Source organism: Jingyaoa shaoxingensis (genome assembly GCF_014385005.1).
In the GTDB taxonomy this organism is placed as follows: Bacteria; Bacillota; Clostridia; order Lachnospirales; family Lachnospiraceae; genus Marvinbryantia; species Marvinbryantia shaoxingensis.
Genome location: NZ_JACRSZ010000016.1, coordinates 63,277 through 80,327 on the forward strand (window position 1 = coordinate 63,277; position 17,051 = coordinate 80,327).

Genomic DNA, 17,051 nt, shown 5'->3' on the forward strand with positions numbered 1-17,051 from the left:
CTTTGTCATCAGCCACAGATTCTCACAATCGCATCTGCGAAGATCTTCGCACTCATCAGCAGCATATCAATGGTCATGAATTCATCATCCCCATGCATATGATTATCCACTTCCGGAACCATGCATCCAAATGCTACGCCACGTTCCAGATCGTGTACATAGGTTCCCCCTCCTGTTGACTGTGCTTCCCCTTTCACTCCGCTGTATACTTCATAGCTGGCAAGAAGCTTCTGAACCAGTTCTGAATCAGCCGGTACGTAATGAGGTGCTATCATGTTTCCTTCTTCGATGCCAAATCCTTTGGCTGTAAATGTCTGATCCAGCACTCTTGTCACATTCTCATCCGAGCCACATACCGGGATACGGCTGTCAAATACACCTTTTACTTCTGTTCCATCATAATTCAGGATGCCCAGGTTCATAGTCAGCTTACCTGAGATCTCATCTTCCATAGCGATCTTCAGTGCTTCACCATAGAAGTCATCATCCGGGAACATCTCTGCAATAGCTTCCCACGTCTCCTTTCCAGTCTCCAGTGGAAGATCTGCCAGCAGTCCAACCAGTCCGCAGATTGCGTTATGTCCCAGTTCCGGCGTGGAAGCATGAGCTGCCAGACCTTTGGCTGTGATGGCAACGCCTTCCTCTGTCTCTTCCAGAATATACATAATATGATTCTTCCTCTGATCTGCAATTTTCTGTACTTCTTCTTTTATCAGACCTCTTACCAGCGCTTTTGCTGTATCTGGCACTACATTTACCTTCGTTCCTGCCTGTATGTGAAGTACTGATGCGCCTCTTCCGGAATCCAGTTTCTGTGTAAAACCCTTCTGAAGACGTCCTTTTTCCAGGTTAATCACAGGGAAATCTGCATCCGGTGTGAAAGTCATCGGAGCTTCTTTTTCCCTGGCATAATAATATTCCAGATCCTTTGATCCACACTCTTCGTCAGAGCCAAGGATCAATCTCAGGCTGTGCTTCAGCGGCACACCGCATTCCTTTACTGCTCTCATGGCATAAAGTGCTGCAATGGCAGGTCCCTTATCATCTGCAGTTCCACGTCCATAGATCTTTCCTTCTTTGATCACAGGCTCAAACGGCTCTGTCTCCTTCCAGTTCTTCGTTACCGGAACCACATCCAGATGTGCCAGAATATCCAGTTTCTTTTCCTGATCACTGTAATCCGCAGTCACAACGTAATGGTCATAATTCGTTGTCTGAAAACCATACCTTTTCAGCATTGCTTCTGCCGTATCCAGTACCTTGGCAGGTCCTTCTCCAAATGGCTTTCCAGGCTGTGTTTCACCCTTCTGACTGTTAATACGGACCAGTGTCTTCAGGTCTTCCAGCATGTCTTCTTTATGTGCATCAATATATGCATCCAGTTTTTCCTTGTACATGACATCTACTTCCTTTTTTCTTCAAATTCTTTTTGCATCTGTTCAGTACCTTCACAGTGGGTTCTGAATAGTTACTTTCGTTTTTACTATACCATATCTATATTCTTTCCACAACACCAGGAAGGGAATCACAATAATCTTATTTCGCCGACATCAGGCATTTGACATTTTCTGACAGAATGTGCTATAAACAAACAGACAAAAACATCAGTTATCTTTGATACAGACAGGGGGATTTTACGTGAAACTTCAGAGACTTTTCAGCCTGACCAGACAGGCCATCGACGACTATCAGCTTATTGAAGACGGTGACCGGATCGCCATCGGTATTTCCGGCGGCAAGGACAGCCTGACTCTTCTCTATGCACTGCAGGGACTGCAGAAGTTCTATCCAAAACACTTTGAACTGGAAGCTGTTACGGTAGACCTGGGTTATCCCGGATTCGATCTGGAACCGATACAGGAGCTCTGCAAGGACCTTCAGGTTCCGTATACTGTAATTTCCACACAGATTGGCAGGATTGTCTTTGAAGAGCGAAAAGAGCAGAATCCCTGTGCCCTCTGTGCCAAGTTGCGTAAAGGTGCCTTTAATGAAAGAATCAGAGAGCTTAACTGCAACAAAGTGGCCTATGCCCACCACAAAGACGATGTGGTGGAAACCATGATGCTTTCCCTGATGTACGAGGGACGTTTCCATTCTTTCTCACCCAAAACTTATCTCGACCGTATGGATCTGACCGTAATCCGTCCTCTGATCTATGTGTCCGAATCTGACGTCATCGGGTTCCGCAACAAATATCAGCTTCCGGTTGCCAAAAGCCCTTGTCCCGCTGACGGATATACCAGACGCCAGTATGTGAAAGATTTGCTTCAGCAGTTAAACCGTGAAAATCCAGGCGTAAAAGACCGCATGTTCTCCGCCATCGTCAACGGGCATCTGGAAGACTGGCCAAATCCAATGGGGACGGATTTGGCCGGCTCTCCCCAATAGAAACTCATTGAAACTTCCATCCCGAATCGTTTTCCAAAGCACAAAAAACGGAGCTTTGTGATTCTGAAAAGCCACAAAACTCCGTCCCCAACGGTCTACACTCTCTGTTTTGGAATCAGCAGTCGTAATGTTACCGGATTGAGCATGACACCTTTGATCTGCTCTCCCATCATACCTTTTACCTTGCTGCTGTCCATGACGATCGCCTTGAACATCTTGTTTCTGTTAAATCTCTGGAATTCCGCTCCATCTGCGCAAACCGGCTGATAGATATCCCCGTTATTCAGCTTGATAAACGGAATCTTCATATCCTTCGGTTCTACTTTCTCTGCACCTTCCGGAACCTGAACCGGAACCAGCACCTTTCCTCTGTGGAAGTTCACAATCATCTCTTCTTCCAGATCATGAAGTGCTTCTTTGTCTCTTTCTTCTTCCGGCAGCTGTCTTTCCTGTGCAAAATAGCATCCTGTCAACAGAAGTTCCGGGTTCTGAAGCGGACGTTTTTCTGCAGGAATTGCTTCAAAATCAGGCTTCTTCACCAGCTTCTCCAATTCAACTTCCACTGCATTCACACCCTTATCCAGTACAAATGCATTGACTCCCATTGCAAACAGCCCTGTCAGGAATGTAAGAAACTGCTTATTTTCCAGTTTTACCACAATAAGCTCTACATGCTTCTGTCTCTGCACCATTGCCTGCTTCTGTGCGAAACGCTCTTCTGTAAACAGCCACACCTGGTCATTGCAGCTGTCCGGATCACAATATACAAATGGCAGATTGGTTGCCTTAGAAAATACACAGAACAATGTCTCCATTGTCTGAATACGTCTTAAAATCATATGTAAGAAAAAGGATTCTCTCTTTTCAAAGAACACCCCTACTTTTTCCTGTTCCGGGTTCTTTGTCTTCATGATGGCTGCAGAGTTCTTCAGAATGATCATCTCCTGTATCGGAAGATTTCCGTAACTCTCCTCCTTGAAATCTGCAGATACCAGTAATTTTTTCAATTCTTCCTCATTAATGTTTGCCATACCCATGTTCCTTTCTGACTCGTAATATGTTCCCATTTGAGTACAAAATACTCATTTATTATCATACAACTTTGGCGGTTAATAATCAAGCGAATGTTACCATTTGTACAAAACTTTAAAACCCAGGATCCGATTCTGCAGATCCTGGGTTTCTCAATATCTTTTGTCATATCCGTTATTCAGTTTTGGAACACTTCTTATTCTTCCTCCCTGTTTTACATCTCATTTTCAGTTTCCACAATACATTTTATTATGAATATTTCACAATCCTTCCATTTTTTACATTCAGAATCACTTTATGTTTTTTCTTAGAGTAGACGTTCCTGGAATTCATTTCATACCAAACTGTAACATTATTTCCGGAAACCGTTACTTTGTATGGCCAATAGTTTCCTGTCTTATCTGTATCAGCTTTCCAGAGAATTTTCCCTTTGGAAGACACTTTATAAATATACTTGTCATAATAGCCTGTCACATAAAGATTATTACTTTTATCGAAGCCCAAAATATGACCTGCCACACTGATCTTTTGTCTCCTTTTATGAAATATTGTAACTGTTCAGTACCTTCACAGTTACGAAATATTTCAGCAATCAGTTTACCTGACAGTTACTTTACATGTTACTGATTTCTTACCAGATTTTACTGTAATCACTGCTGTTCCTTTTTTCTTTGCAGTTACCTGTCCTTTGACGTTGACTGCAGCAACCGCTGCATTACTGGATTTATAGGTAATTTTATCTGCACTGGTCAGTGGGGTAAGAACCGGCTTTAATGTTACCTTTCCATTTCTTTTCAGAGTCATTGTTTTTGCAATACCTGAGATCCTCCGCGTCTCCACAGCATATCTCTGAACAGAGACAATTACCGATTTCTTTACCCCGCTCTTCAATCCAATGATGAGATATGTTCTTCCCACTGCATTTCCCGCTGTAATGGTACAGGTACCATTTGCTTTTCCAGATACTTTTGCGATGTTTTCATCAACCATGTTCCAGGAAACGACGGAATCTTCCTTTGCCAGTCCGGTTACTTTCAGGACAGTTGTCTTTTGTTTCACCTTAAGGACCACCGAAGATGCATTCAGCTTCATCGTTGCCTTTCGCTTTTTCCCTACCGTTCTCTCTTCACTCTTTTTGCATGCGCTGCATGTACGAGACTGTTTCTCCGGGGAAAGAACCGTTGCCTTGCTGACTGTTTTCCATTGTCCGAACTTGTGACCTGTTGCTTTCACAACTGTCCGTTTTTTCAGGACTTTACCGCATACCGTGCAGTGACTGGCTTCTGTTTTTCCGGCTTTTGTACAAGTTGGCTTCACTGCCGGACTGGTTACGACTTTATGATCCAGCGCCTTTATCGTCTCCTGCTCCACCAAAATCTTATCACATCTGGAACAATGAGTCCCTTCTGTCTTTCCGGTCGTTTCACATTTGGCTTTCACTGCCGGATCTGTTACTTTGATATGTCCCAACGCTGCCATCTCTTCTGTTCTGGTTTTCTGGCAGGATGTACAGGTATAAGTTTTTACCCCTGCTTCTTCACAAGTCGCTGATTTTGTTACCACTCCTGCATTCCAGCTATGTCCTGTTGCCTTCACTGCCTGTTGTGCTACTAAAGTTGTATTGCACACAGAGCAGTGACTTCCTGCCGTCTTTCCGGCTTTTTCACAGGTTGCCGCTACCGCTGCATCGGTTGCTGCTTTATGTCCGTTTGCTTTTAATGTCTCCGTCTTTGTTGTTTTACAAACCTTACAGGTAAATGTCTTAACTCCTGTACCGGTACAGGTTGGCTGTACTGTGATGATTCCGCTGTCCCAGCTGTGCGCCTTCTTTGGAATTATGGTTCCTTTTTCAGCCATGAGACCACAGTCTTTACAGATAGCATCTCCTGTATACCCTTCTGCACTGCAGGTAGCATTTTTTGCATTTCTCACTTCTGTATTCGGATGCCCTGTCACTTTGATGTTCTTGGTCACTGTATAGGAACCGTATGATGCCGTAATATCCGCACTGCCTTCATGTATACCTGTAACCAAACCATTGCTGCTTACCGTCGCTGATGTTGTATCTGATGATTTCCAGCTTACCGTACCCAGAGGTTCTGCTTTATAGCCATGTATCGCTATCTTAAATACTGCCTGAACAGAACTGTTTGCTGCAAGAGAATTCTTCAATGCAGTGATTCCTGCTGTAATCTTATCTGTTTTCACTTCCACTGTCTGTATACAGTTTGCAATTGCCGGTCCCGCACTTTCATCCAAATTCTTCTGAGATGAATATTCACCGGCAGTCGTTGTAGGTATACCATTCGGATTGATAAAGGTTGCCAGGCCTACATAGGTATTGTCCGGATCAATCATCTGTGTATAATGTCCGGTCACTCCACCTGTCTTTCCTACCCAGTCTGCTTTTTCCCCATACCATTGTTCAATTCCAGGAATAAATTTTCCTGTACTATTCCATGCCAGGACTTCTCCATGGCTTTGAATACCATTGGGAGATTTGATCGAAAAACAATCGTATTCATTCAATCTTGTATGAGCCATATATATCGAAGCTTCTGCTGCACGAATTCTGGCGATGTATTCCAGATCTGAAGACCATTTGATCGGAACATAGTCCGATGGCGTAAGATATCTGTACTCATTTCGCGGATCTTTTATCCTCTCGTCACATGCTTCCTTACGTATCTCGTTGATCCGGTTCAGTGCGTTCTGCATATCTGTGATATAGCTGCCCTTGATGCCAAGAAATGTACAGCCTGTTTTGGCGGTAGTAACATCTGTCGGCAATGTTGTATTCGAACTGCCCCAGTTAATGTTCCCACCAATGGATGCTGCTGATACTGTTTCCGTATGTACCGATAATGCTACACTTCCGGAAATTATCGCAACACCCATCAAAATCGCAAGAAATGTCTTCTTCATACCTCATCCTCCCGTTTTTCTTTTGTTATTTCGTATCTGTAACCGTTATGTTACTTATAATTTTACTATGATTTTCAGCATTGTAAAGTGAAATTATCTCTTTTCTCTACGGTCAGGGACATGACTACCGTACCTGTCAGTGCCATTATAATTCCGGATAACAGCATCATCTACAACACTCCATATCTGGCAAAAATAAAAAGAAGCATCTCCTTCACTCTCTTCGAAATTTTCACATCGTTCAGATTCTTCACAGATACGAGGTCAAAATTTTTCTTTTTAGGTATTGACATTTTTATCTGTTTCCAATATAATATCTATTGTTCGTCAGAACAACATGTGCGTTTAGCTCAGCTGGATAGAGCGTTTGGCTACGGACCAAAAGGTCGGGAGTTCGAATCTTCTAACGCACGTAGAATAAGACACAGTTTTCTGTGTCTTATTTTTTTGCTTTCATCTGTGAATTCTTTTTTATTTAAATTATTGCACTTGCTATCCGCCATGCTTCTGCCCGATTCTTCGGTCAATAAATAAGGCACAGCCGAAGCCATGCCCATCTCTTTTATCTCTTATTTTCAGGTCCTCTTTTTAAGATCCCATTGAATTTACTTAAAAATACGATTGTGGTTACTGTTGCTGCCAGAATATCACTGACCGGTTCTGCAAGAAATACCGCGAATACTTTATTTTCCAGGAATACCGGAAGTAAAAAGATCAACGGAATCAGCAGGATCAATTTTCTCAGGCAGGCAAGAAACAAGCTGATCTTCGCCTGTCCCAGTGCTACAAAGCTCTGCTGACAGCATATCTGGAATCCCTGTGAAAAGATCCCCGCCATATAGATCCGCAGTGCCCATGAAGTATACTGTACCAGTTCCGCATTCCCGGAAAACATTCCTGCAAAGATCTGTGGAACCAGCAAGATAATGATCCAACAGGCCACGCTGAAGCTTACACAAACCCTAAACTGGGTAAAAAACGCTTCTTTTACACGCTTCTCATTATGCGCACCATAGTTATAACTGATAATCGGCTGTCCTCCCTGACAGATGCCCTGAAGCGGCATGCTGACAAGCTGGCTGATACTGGTAATGATGGTCATAGCTCCCACAGCAATATCACCGCCGTATCTTGCCAGACTGGAGGTAAAACTAATAGAAAGGATACTTTCTGTGGAAAGCATCACAAATGTGGAAATCCCCAGTGCCAGACATGGCATAATCACATCTTTCTCCAAACGGACATTTTCTTTTCTCAGGTGAAGGATCGTCTTCTTGCCCGACAGGAACCGGAGAATCCATACCGCTCCTACTGCCTGGCTGAGTACCGTTGCCAGAGCTGCTCCCCGTACGCCCATTCCCAGTGCAAAAATGAAGATTGGGTCTAAGATAATATTAATCACTGCTCCGATTACGGTTGTCATCATACTGATTTTGGCAAATCCCTGAGTGGTGATAAAGGGATTCATTCCCATCACCAGAAGGACAAAGATACTTCCCAGTATGTAGATACGGGCATAAGCAACTGCATAGGGAAGAGTCACATCACTGGCACCGAACATTCTGAGAAGCTGTGGTGCAAAAATATATCCCGTTGTTGTCAGAACTACTGCCAGCATCAACAGCAACGCAAAACAGTTCCCCATGGTCTTCTCCGCACCATTCTGATCCTGCTGCCCCATGGCAATGGCAGCCCGCGGTGCTCCACCCGATCCTGCCAACATGGCAAAGGCATTCAGCAACATCAAAATCGGTGTAAAAAGTCCCACTCCCGTCAGTGCCGAAGCTCCAATATCCGGTATATGACCAATATAGATGCGGTCTACAATATTATACAAAAGATTGATTACCTGAGCTACCACTGCAGGTATGGCAAGCTGTGCCAGGAGCTTCGGTACACGCTCCGTTTCCATTGCCTGTGTATTTGAATTTGCTCTCATCTTTCTGCCTCTTTTCTGATTATTTTGGATCTTCTAAAAGCTTTTCCAGATCTGTCATAAACGTGTTGTCATATTCTCGAAAATACAACAAAAAATCCGGAACTCTTATTCAAGAATCCCGGATCAGATACGTGCGTTAGAAGATTCGAACTCCCGACCTTTTGGTCCGTAGCCAAACGCTCTATCCAGCTGAGCTAAACGCACATGCTCTTTCGAACAGATTTTATTATATGCTAATGTAGTGGAAATGTCAACTATTTTTTTTGAAAATGCTTAACACAACTTTTTTGAAAATTATCTCAAAAGGACAGTCATTGCTGGCTGCCCTTTCAAACCCTTGTCGTATCTGTTCAGACCTCTTTATTTTTCCTTTTATTGTATGCAGACATCCTCTGTTAGTATTTATAATTATATACGCAGTCATAATAAACATCCGGCGACTCTTTTGAAAGATCCACATACTTTCTGACTTTGTTTTTTGGAATCGTAATGGTCAGTTTCTTTACCGTGTAACTGTTCCCTTTAAATTTGAATTTTGGGGTCTTATAGGATGCTATTGCTCTTCCCCTGCTGTCTTTTACTGATATATACATATAATTAAAACTTTTAATATTGAATATATGTGTATTCACATAATACCCTTCTACCGTAAGACTGCCGTTTGCATTATATCTTACTTTTGAAATCCGATAATCATCATAGGCCTGATTGTAATATCCTGCTCTGGTTACTACTTTCCAGCTTTTCTGATTTGGTCGAACCTGAACATTGCATGCTAATGTCTTACCATTTGCCTTCGCAGTAATTTTGCATTTGCCCACTCCTACTGCCGTAATCTTACCATCCTTCACAGTTGCGATCTTCTGATTCGACGTCGTCCATTTTACTTTTCCTGAAGAATTGTTTACCTTCAACGTTTTAGACATACGCAGCGGAAGTGTCACTGTTGTCTCTGTCAGCTGTGGTCCTTTTACTGTAACCGTGCATTTAACCTGTCGATTCTTTCCTTCCAGTTTATAGCTTGCTGTAATCTCTGTTTTTCCGGTCGCTTTTGCCCTGACCACACCATTTGACACTGTGGCAACTTTTGTATTAGAACTTTTCCAGGTCACTGATGGTCCTATGTCAAGAAAAAGTACAAATTAAATGCAACCAATTTTCTCTTTTTATGTAATTGTTAACTTGCTAAGCTTGCTACAGTCGTTTCCAGATTTTTTAGATATTGTTCCTCATATTCATTTGGAGATAAATATCCACAATGACTATGAATACGGACGGTGTTGTAGAACGTCTCACAGTAACCTCCATAATTATAGTAAAATACTTGCGTTTACACAGTATCTAGCGTCTGTACTGTAGTAAAATGCTGGCATCTATCATCTATAATTATGGCAGATTTTCAGGTGGTTTTAAATCCACCCCGAAACTAGGCGGATCTTTCCGTGCTTAGTTGAATTTAACGTGAAAAAGTTCTCCGAATAGCACTTTCGCTTTCAATAATTCAAAACTGTTTCGCCCATACATTATTCGTTTTATAACTTTGATTTTATTTACACTGCCTTCTGCTAAGCCATTATTATACGAATATATAATTCCATTTTTTACAGCAGTTAAGTCCTTTTTTATGCCATTTATAAATGTTTGAAGTTCAGGGATATCGTATTTTTGTGCTTCATTGATCCATTCATCTAATTTTGCAGGATTATTAGAAAATAGGACATTACAAAACTCTTTGGTTAATGCAAACAGCTCACTTAATAAAGGATATTTTTTTAATACTTCCTGATACTGTTTGGCTGTGATTGTACCGATATCCTCGAGTTTTTTATAAATCAACTGGCATAAGGATTTTCTTTGCACATATTCAGAATGCGGCTTCTCTGTTTCGTTCTGTTCACACATTCGTGTTCTTTCTTTTTGCATAAACATTCGTAACGAAGCTACACTGCCTGTATATCCCTTTTTACAAATAATATCATGTATTTTAGGGTAAGTTAATCCTTTGCTTCTGAGTTCTATTACTTCCCTTTCATATGGAGCTAATTTCCCTAGAATTCGAACATTATAGTGTCCATTCGTAATTGAAAAATCAGGATTTAAATAATTTTGTATGGTTTTATAGGGATGATGCATTAGAGTGGCAATCTGCTCAATGGGATATCCTGCCAAGGCCATCTGTCTTGCTTCTTCTATTTCCTGTTCTTTTTGTTTTACTGCCAGCTGATGTTGCCGTTCCCTGGCAATTTCCCTGCTTTTAGGAACTTGGTCTTCTGGAATAGCAAGATATTTTTGGATTGTTTTAGGCGAAGAATGTAGCAATAACGCTATATCCGATATGGTCAGTCCTTCCCTGCGTTTTTCATGGGCGAATTTTATACGCAATGACCGGTTTGCAGTGTTATATAATGCTTTCATTTCATCCGTAATGCTTTCTGTTAATGGTATTTCAACCCTTGCAGGAAACTCACGAAATATATATTTACAGATAACTTCCGAAAGTCCCTTTATCAAGTGAAAACGGTCACTAATCTGTATGACATCAGGATGAGAATTTGTAGCAGCGGATGCGTATGTAATGGCTCCATCCCTTGAAATAACTTCGATATTGTGAAACGTTTTCAACCAGTTGCAGACATCATTTGTGTCTCTTGACGGAATCATATCAATAATTCGATGATTCTCTAAATTTATCATAACTGTTCCATAAGAGAATCTTTTACGGAGCGCAAAATCATCCACACATATCATTTTTACAGAAGATTTATCCACAATGGATGGCATTTTTTTTAAGCAGATCACAGATGCTGCTTTTACAAACTGTAATATTTTCACTTTTTAAAAGTTTAGAAGCATTCAACGAGCTTAGCTGGGATGATGTATATAAAATATTTTGGATTAACCGGTTCGTTTTTTTCGATTTAGCAGTCACAAATGGATGTTTCTCTGAAAAAGTTTTGTGAGAACAGTCCGGATTCATACATCGTATTTTCCTGGTATCGACTAATAGGATGACCTTTTTTCCTTGCATAGGAAGATCTTGAATTTCTCTTTGATAAATAGAATGAACTTTAGATGTTTTGCTTCCACAAAACGGACATTCTAATTCAGTTATTGTTGATGCAATATGAAAAATCACTTTATTTTCTTTTATGCGATATTGTATTAGTTCATAGGCTGGGTCAAGTAACTTAAAAATTCGTCCATATAAATATCCCTCTTGGTAAATATATTTTGAATGTATTATATAACTTTAACACATCAATTTCAACTAAGTGTGGAAAGAACCAACTAGGCGCTTACGATGTTTCTTTTACCTTCTGTCATTTGTACTCGATGTACAGGTTTCTTTTGTCTTGCCATAATAAAAGGCCCTCCTAATGATATTTATTTTATCATAGAAGAACCTTCTAAACATTATTTTACAGAAAAAGTTTCATACTCTCGAAAGAGCCAACTGTGCGCTTACGTCTTTTCTTTTTGCCATAAAAATAACCTCCAAACTGAGTAATTTTATCTTACATCAGTTTGGAGGTTTACACAAACTTTGGGATACTCCCTTTTAATGTGATAATGGCAGTTCTTTCCGTAACATAAAATATTATTTTCGATAGAATTTATTGTTCATCGTAAACTGAATTCTATTTTCTATTTTTTTCATATTTACAATTTCTACATTTGTTTTTTTCAAAATTATGTTTTTGTAACACATAACTAACTTCTCTTGAACGAATCGCATTATTGCACTGTGTACACTTCATTTTTTGCCATTTTATCCTTTTGTGATAGACACTATCCCACTGGGTCGTCGTATAGTATGGATTACCAACGTCTCGGAATTTTAGGTGTCTGCATTTGGTCCGTTCTAATTTAGTCTCCGGGTATTCAGCTATAAAATATCCTTTTCCAACTTCTATAACTCTCATTTCCCCTTGTCCAAGATCAACAATATCATCTATTTGCACATCGGGTTTCTGTATAATTCTACTGGACGGATTTCTATCAAACCCTGTTGCTCCAACTGATATTGCTAGCATCATCATAATTGCTAATACACTTAATAAAATAGTTATTATTTTTTTCATTTTACTATCGCTCCCTATTCTTCTTCATCAATGTTAGATACTCCAATACGATGTTGCTGTATCAGAAGATTTTCTGCATTTCCCGCTATAAACTGTTGTACAATTATAAGATCATCGATCTCTTTTAATTCTTCATCCCATTTAGCAGATACAATATCTGCATCAGTTAATTGATCCAGGCATTTTTTCAGATCATCTGGGATCTGCATATTTTTCTTTTTAACATAACTGGTATAATTCTCTTCTCCGTCTGCTTCAAAATGGTTTACCGTATACGCTCCGGATTTTTCCAGCAATTCCCCTAATGCTTCTGCTTCAAATGTTCCATCCTTATTTATCTTCGTTACCATTTCTACTACTGATACATTGATATCATCATCCGAATAAAAAGTATTTTCATAGATATCCCCTATATGCAGTATATCCTCGATATTCCGTTTTTCTTCGGTCTTTGCATATGTTCCGATCATTGTACTCATTGAGAGTATAGCCGCCAGTACTACAAATGTTTTTTTCATGCTTCTCCTTTCTGCATAATAGTAATCTTATAAACTCAGTGGCACAGATTCCTCCTGTTTTCCACCATCCCATATAATTTTCACCGACAATGCTTTCAGCGCATTATTAATTCCATCTGGAGACAAATTCCAGTACTCTGCCAAATCTTCCTTTGTTGTCAAAAGCATATCCCATTCATGCTGAAATCCGGTAACTACAAGTACACCATTTTCCCTCTCCATATTTTCCGCTTTCTCAGCAGGCACTACATTCATTTTGTCGTTTTCATCAAAGGTAATAATTCCACTCGCAATGTATGGTTCAACTTCTTTATTTAATTGCAATTTATAAGACACGTTTTTATACTCTTTATTTTTGCAATTGTCAATATCAACTGTTATAACCAGACGCCTACCGTCTGCTTCGTCATTTATTTTAGCATTCGCCGTTACACGAAATTCCTCTTTCTGTTCTACAATCTTTTCACATCCAGTTATTCCCAGCACTCCTAACAAGATTACTATCCCGTACCATAATTTTTTTATTAATCTCTGCATGATAATATACCTTTCATTGTTAATTCTACCATGGCACATCATCTAATATAATTCCGTTTTGAATGCGTTGAGTTGCCTGGTTTTTAAACCATTTTTCACTTTTATCGTAATAATTTCCTTTCACAATTTTAGATGGGCTGTTTATATAATCTCTGGATTTTGTAGTCCATTTATTTCCAGATTTTCTTATTGCGGCTAAAACATGTTTATAGTAATTTCTTTTTCCCGAATACACATATGTTGAATATGTTTTATCGTTTGACCATTTTGCCTGTCCTTCTTTTCGATAATCAACATAAGATTTAAATGTTTTCGCCTGTGTATATTGTTCATTGCTAACTGCCAAAGATACAGCCCCAAATATTTGACTGACAGTCATTGCTTTAATTCCTGGAACAAAAGACAATGCAAAAGATGCGATGCTCGAATAAACCCCAGTTTTACTTGCACACTGTTTTATTCCATTGCTTGAACTTTGTGTTGTTATAACCCTTGAATATATTGGATACTTTCCTTTACTTTTGATATTGTTTGGAAATCTATCTTTTGGATAATAGACAGATTCTTCTGATATGGATATGGTTTTTTCTCCATTCATGTTGATGTCTTCCATTGTTACTGACTCTTTTGACATTTCAGCTGCAACTGTAAGTCCATTTACCATTATTAACAGAACACTCATTGCAATCATTATTTTCCTCTTTATTCTCATTTTCTTCTCCCTTCAAAAGTAAGTGGTAGTGCCTTTTTGGTATAAAGCTTTACATTCCATCTGGCAAATCATACTCCTCTGATTCCTGACTCAGCAATTTTTTCCTGTAACTATTCGTTATTGAATATCTACTAGCCGAATCTATAATTACTTGCTATGCCTTTTTTATACTGCTTGCAGAAATATATGCCCATTTCCCATTCCATTTGAATTTAGCCCATCCATTACTAATAGACTTTACCCATAACACAGCATTTTTATATAATGTTCCCATTGACGAATAATTTGTTCCAGGTCCAGATTTTATGGTAGTCTTTTTTGCACTCACATAATACTTTGTTGTAAATAACGGTGCATTTGCAGGCAACTCACTTTGTTCCATAATGGCGGCTTTCTCTTCCGAATGGGTATCCTTTGCATATGTCGTCATTCCCGGCACCATAACAAGACACATTGCCATGATTCCCACGCTGTTTGCTATAATTTTCTTTTTCATGTTTCCCTCCCGTATTCTTTTTGATAATTTCAACTTAACATGTAGTTATTAAGAATCGTCTGAAGAAATCTGAAGAATTCTTAAGATTCTGTCCAATCCCTGCTTCTTATGATAGAATGAAATTATCATTTAACAAGGGGACTTTCTGTTATGCAAAACCATATATTAATCATTGAAGATGATAAAGACATCCGGGAAGGCATCCGCATTTTACTGGAAGGAGAAGGATTTACCGTTACGGAAGCTGAAAACGGTATGGATGGCTTGAATAAACTGACTTCCGATATTAGTCTGGTTATCCTTGATATTATGATGCCGGGCATTTCCGGTTTGAAGACCTGTGAAGAGATCCGAAAAACCTCTTATGTTCCGATCCTTTTTCTGACAGCCAAATCCAGGGAATCTGATAAGCTGGTAGGATTTATGGCAGGAGGGGATGATTATCTGGTAAAACCTTTTTCTCACACAGAATTATTTGCCCGGATTAAAGCTCTGCTCCGGCGCTGCCAGGTCTATGACCGTCCTTCCCAGATGGATATTTCTGATCCGGAAAACTGGCTGGAAAGCCATCAGATCCGCATTCATAAATCAAGGAATATTGTTTTTCACCATGATTTAGAAATGAAATTGACCGAAATCGAATACCGACTACTTTTGCTTTTGATGAGTTACCCGACCAAAACTTTTTCCTTACCGAATCTGTATGAAAGTGTCTGGAAGGAACCGTTTCTGAGTATTTCATCCAATACTGTTATGGTTCACATGAGAAATCTGCGCAAAAAAATAGAAGATGACCCGCAGCAGCCGCAAATTATAAAAACTGTGTGGGGAAAGGGGTACCGCCTTGGCTGATTTCTGGAATGCTTCACTTGGCAGAAAACTGACTCGTCTGACACTGCTCGGTTTTTTCTCTGCTCTTTTACTGTTCCTGGCACTGTTTTTTCTTGGAAACCGGCTGCTGGATGATTATTTTTCTACCTCTGCTTTTATCTATAATGCGGAGATACCTTATATACAGGAATTAGAGCATTATATTGAGGAAGAACATCTCTCTGCAACAGACACTCCCAGACTGGATGAATGGTTTCAGAAAAAGCACCTCAGCCACTTTACTGTTTCGCGAGAAAACAGTCTGATCTATGACAGTGCCTATTCGGATGTTATGTCACTTGGTCAGGCGAGGGCAGATTTTTTGAATTATAACTGGATGTATTTCCATACCGTTACTTTTGCTGACGGAGATGCTGATGTTTACATTTATGCAGACTACGATACCAAATTTTATCTTCTGCTATGGATGCTGGATACCTTTGTCAGTATCTGTCTGTGGATTTTGATTTTCACGCTTGGAGTTCGAAAAGAAGTGGCTTATATCCAGCAGCTCAGCCAGTCTGTGCAGGAAATTGAACTGGGCTCCATGGACTGTGAAGTGATGGTAAAAGGAAAGGATGAACTTGGCAGACTTGCCATGGGACTGGACCGGATGCGCCGGGCTTTGATTGAAAAAGAACATAACGAACAGGTCATGAAGGCTGCGCAGGATAAGCTGGTGCTTGGCATGGCACATGACCTGCGCACTCCTCTCACCGGGCTGATGACTTTCCTTGAAATTGCCAGAAAACAGGACCGTCAGGAGGATACCATCTCCTATCTGGATAAATCCTATGATAAGGCACTGCAGATACGCAGTTTGTCTGACCAGATGTTTGATTTTTTCCTGATAAATTCTGAAAAACAGATCCAGCTGGAAGAACCGGAATCTGCTGAATTTGCGCTTGGCGATTATTTGTCAGAACTTTGTGCTCTGCTGCAGATGGATGGGTTTTCTGTATCCATAGAGCATCTTTCCTGGGAACCAATGCAGATCCAGATCTGTACCGATTATATGGGACGGATTATGGATAATCTCGTTTCAAACATTAAAAAATATGCCAACCAAGACTCTCCTGTCATGCTTTTTTCTTCTTACACTGATTCCGGCATCTGTATTACACTGAAAAACCGGATTGCCATACCAAACCAGTTTGTACACGGAACCGGCATTGGCACGAAAAATATCAAGTCTATGATGGAGCAGATGCATGGTTCCAGTAATATCTCTATTACCGAAACCGATTATACAATCTCATTACTTTTTCCACCTTGCGGATAAAAATAGTAACTGCCGCTGTCAGTTCCAAAGCCAGCATCTGACGGTCTATATTCTGCTCTTTAGTAGATACCCTGATATTCGCATATTGCATCGTTCTCTGTCCTCCTGTATTATCTTTTCCTAATACAGTAAACATTTTCGCATCTGTATTGTAAGCGCAAAATAATTCGACGGATTGTGTTGCCCTAAAAATCAATCCATAATAATCATTAGAGAATGCAAGCATTTCACTTCATTTTCTCTTGCCAGAAATGATAGATGCGAGCATTT

General features: G+C 40.1%; 17 protein-coding genes and 2 tRNA genes. 4 read left to right on the forward strand and 15 right to left on the reverse strand.

Annotated features, from left to right (window positions below; genetic code table 11):
- Positions 1-8: 8 nt before the first annotated feature.
- Positions 9-1,397 (reverse strand): Sapep family Mn(2+)-dependent dipeptidase, encoded by a 1,389-nt coding sequence (locus tag H8716_RS13970; protein WP_249309671.1) that lies wholly within the window; start codon positions 1,395-1,397, stop codon positions 9-11.
- 241 nt (positions 1,398-1,638) lie between these two features.
- Between H8716_RS13970 and H8716_RS13975 the strand changes: the two genes are divergently transcribed.
- Positions 1,639-2,388 (forward strand): tRNA lysidine(34) synthetase, encoded by a 750-nt coding sequence (locus tag H8716_RS13975; protein ID WP_249309672.1) that lies wholly within the window; start codon positions 1,639-1,641, stop codon positions 2,386-2,388.
- A 95-nt stretch (positions 2,389-2,483) separates the two neighbouring features.
- On the opposite strand, the gene H8716_RS13980 is transcribed toward H8716_RS13975, so the two are convergent.
- From H8716_RS13980 to H8716_RS13990, 3 genes are all read right to left on the reverse strand, one after another.
- On the reverse strand, positions 2,484-3,419 hold the full coding sequence (locus H8716_RS13980; protein WP_249309673.1) for an SseB family protein: 936 nt from the start codon (positions 3,417-3,419) through the stop codon (positions 2,484-2,486).
- Between the two features lie 250 nt (positions 3,420-3,669).
- Positions 3,670-3,939 (reverse strand): NHL repeat-containing protein, encoded by a 270-nt coding sequence (locus tag H8716_RS13985; protein WP_249309674.1) that lies wholly within the window; start codon positions 3,937-3,939, stop codon positions 3,670-3,672.
- A 78-nt stretch (positions 3,940-4,017) separates the two neighbouring features.
- On the reverse strand, positions 4,018-6,345 hold the full coding sequence (locus tag H8716_RS13990; RefSeq protein ID WP_249309675.1) for an Ig-like domain-containing protein: 2,328 nt from the start codon (positions 6,343-6,345) through the stop codon (positions 4,018-4,020).
- 339 nt (positions 6,346-6,684) lie between these two features.
- On the opposite strand from H8716_RS13990, the gene H8716_RS13995 reads away from it, so the two are divergent.
- A tRNA-Arg gene (locus tag H8716_RS13995) sits at positions 6,685-6,758 on the forward strand.
- A gap of 149 nt (positions 6,759-6,907) precedes the next feature.
- Here the strand turns inward: H8716_RS13995 and H8716_RS14000 are convergent.
- From H8716_RS14000 to H8716_RS14040, 10 genes are all read right to left on the reverse strand, one after another.
- A complete protein-coding gene (locus tag H8716_RS14000; protein WP_249309676.1) occupies positions 6,908-8,284 on the reverse strand; it encodes an MATE family efflux transporter in 1,377 nt (458 codons plus the stop codon).
- A gap of 130 nt (positions 8,285-8,414) precedes the next feature.
- Positions 8,415-8,488 (reverse strand) — tRNA-Arg (locus tag H8716_RS14005).
- Between the two features lie 191 nt (positions 8,489-8,679).
- On the reverse strand, positions 8,680-9,396 hold the full coding sequence (locus H8716_RS14010) for an Ig-like domain-containing protein (protein ID WP_249309677.1): 717 nt from the start codon (positions 9,394-9,396) through the stop codon (positions 8,680-8,682).
- Positions 9,397-9,730: 334 nt separating this feature from the next.
- Positions 9,731-11,083: an ISL3 family transposase gene (locus H8716_RS14015; RefSeq protein ID WP_249309678.1), complete on the reverse strand. Its 1,353-nt coding sequence runs from the start codon at positions 11,081-11,083 to the stop codon at positions 9,731-9,733.
- The gene (locus H8716_RS18075; protein WP_408610897.1) at positions 11,046-11,420 is read right to left on the reverse strand and encodes a transposase family protein; all 375 of its coding nucleotides are present in this window, start codon (positions 11,418-11,420) and stop codon (positions 11,046-11,048) included. Before H8716_RS18075 ends, H8716_RS14015 begins: the two co-directional genes overlap by 38 nt.
- A gap of 502 nt (positions 11,421-11,922) precedes the next feature.
- Positions 11,923-12,366 carry a hypothetical protein gene (locus H8716_RS14020; RefSeq protein WP_249309679.1) on the reverse strand — a complete coding sequence of 148 codons (444 nt, stop codon included), beginning with the start codon at positions 12,364-12,366 and terminating at the stop codon, positions 11,923-11,925.
- 14 nt (positions 12,367-12,380) lie between these two features.
- A complete protein-coding gene (locus tag H8716_RS14025) occupies positions 12,381-12,884 on the reverse strand; it encodes a hypothetical protein (RefSeq protein WP_249309680.1) in 504 nt (167 codons plus the stop codon).
- Positions 12,885-12,911: 27 nt separating this feature from the next.
- Entirely contained in the window at positions 12,912-13,421 is a 510-nt protein-coding gene (locus tag H8716_RS14030; protein WP_249309681.1) for a hypothetical protein, read from the reverse strand.
- Between the two features lie 25 nt (positions 13,422-13,446).
- Positions 13,447-14,133, reverse strand: a complete 687-nt coding sequence (locus H8716_RS14035; RefSeq protein ID WP_249309682.1) for a hypothetical protein — start codon at positions 14,131-14,133, stop codon at positions 13,447-13,449.
- Positions 14,134-14,287: 154 nt separating this feature from the next.
- Positions 14,288-14,629 carry an SH3 domain-containing protein gene (locus H8716_RS14040; protein ID WP_249309683.1) on the reverse strand — a complete coding sequence of 114 codons (342 nt, stop codon included), beginning with the start codon at positions 14,627-14,629 and terminating at the stop codon, positions 14,288-14,290.
- 150 nt (positions 14,630-14,779) lie between these two features.
- Here H8716_RS14040 and H8716_RS14045 point away from each other — a divergent pair, with 150 nt between their 5' ends.
- Positions 14,780-15,481, forward strand: a complete 702-nt coding sequence (locus tag H8716_RS14045) for a response regulator transcription factor (protein ID WP_249309684.1) — start codon at positions 14,780-14,782, stop codon at positions 15,479-15,481.
- Positions 15,474-16,781 (forward strand): HAMP domain-containing sensor histidine kinase, encoded by a 1,308-nt coding sequence (locus tag H8716_RS14050; protein ID WP_249309685.1) that lies wholly within the window; start codon positions 15,474-15,476, stop codon positions 16,779-16,781. The genes H8716_RS14045 and H8716_RS14050 overlap by 8 nt, the downstream gene beginning before the upstream one ends.
- Here the strand turns inward: H8716_RS14050 and H8716_RS14055 are convergent.
- Positions 16,732-16,872 carry a recombinase family protein gene (locus H8716_RS14055; RefSeq protein WP_249309686.1) on the reverse strand — a complete coding sequence of 47 codons (141 nt, stop codon included), beginning with the start codon at positions 16,870-16,872 and terminating at the stop codon, positions 16,732-16,734. The genes H8716_RS14050 and H8716_RS14055 overlap by 50 nt on opposite strands.
- Between the last annotated feature and the right edge of the window lie 179 nt (positions 16,873-17,051).

Bases quoted from the DNA above. Each gene is read 5' to 3' on its own strand.
- H8716_RS13980 (WP_249309673.1), bottom strand. From the start codon at position 3,419: ATGGCAAACATTAATGAGGAAGAATTGAAAAAATTACTGGTATCTGCA.
- H8716_RS14035 (WP_249309682.1), bottom strand. From the start codon at position 14,133: ATGAGAATAAAGAGGAAAATAATGATTGCAATGAGTGTTCTGTTAATA.
- H8716_RS13970 (WP_249309671.1), bottom strand. From the start codon at position 1,397: ATGTACAAGGAAAAACTGGATGCATATATTGATGCACATAAAGAAGAC.
- H8716_RS14030 (WP_249309681.1), bottom strand. From the start codon at position 13,421: ATGCAGAGATTAATAAAAAAATTATGGTACGGGATAGTAATCTTGTTA.
- H8716_RS14040 (WP_249309683.1), bottom strand. From the start codon at position 14,629: ATGAAAAAGAAAATTATAGCAAACAGCGTGGGAATCATGGCAATGTGT.
- H8716_RS13990 (WP_249309675.1), bottom strand. From the start codon at position 6,345: ATGAAGAAGACATTTCTTGCGATTTTGATGGGTGTTGCGATAATTTCC.
- H8716_RS14020 (WP_249309679.1), bottom strand. From the start codon at position 12,366: ATGAAAAAAATAATAACTATTTTATTAAGTGTATTAGCAATTATGATG.
- H8716_RS14055 (WP_249309686.1), bottom strand. From the start codon at position 16,872: ATGCAATATGCGAATATCAGGGTATCTACTAAAGAGCAGAATATAGAC.
- H8716_RS14045 (WP_249309684.1), top strand. From the start codon at position 14,780: ATGCAAAACCATATATTAATCATTGAAGATGATAAAGACATCCGGGAA.
- H8716_RS14025 (WP_249309680.1), bottom strand. From the start codon at position 12,884: ATGAAAAAAACATTTGTAGTACTGGCGGCTATACTCTCAATGAGTACA.
- H8716_RS14000 (WP_249309676.1), bottom strand. From the start codon at position 8,284: ATGAGAGCAAATTCAAATACACAGGCAATGGAAACGGAGCGTGTACCG.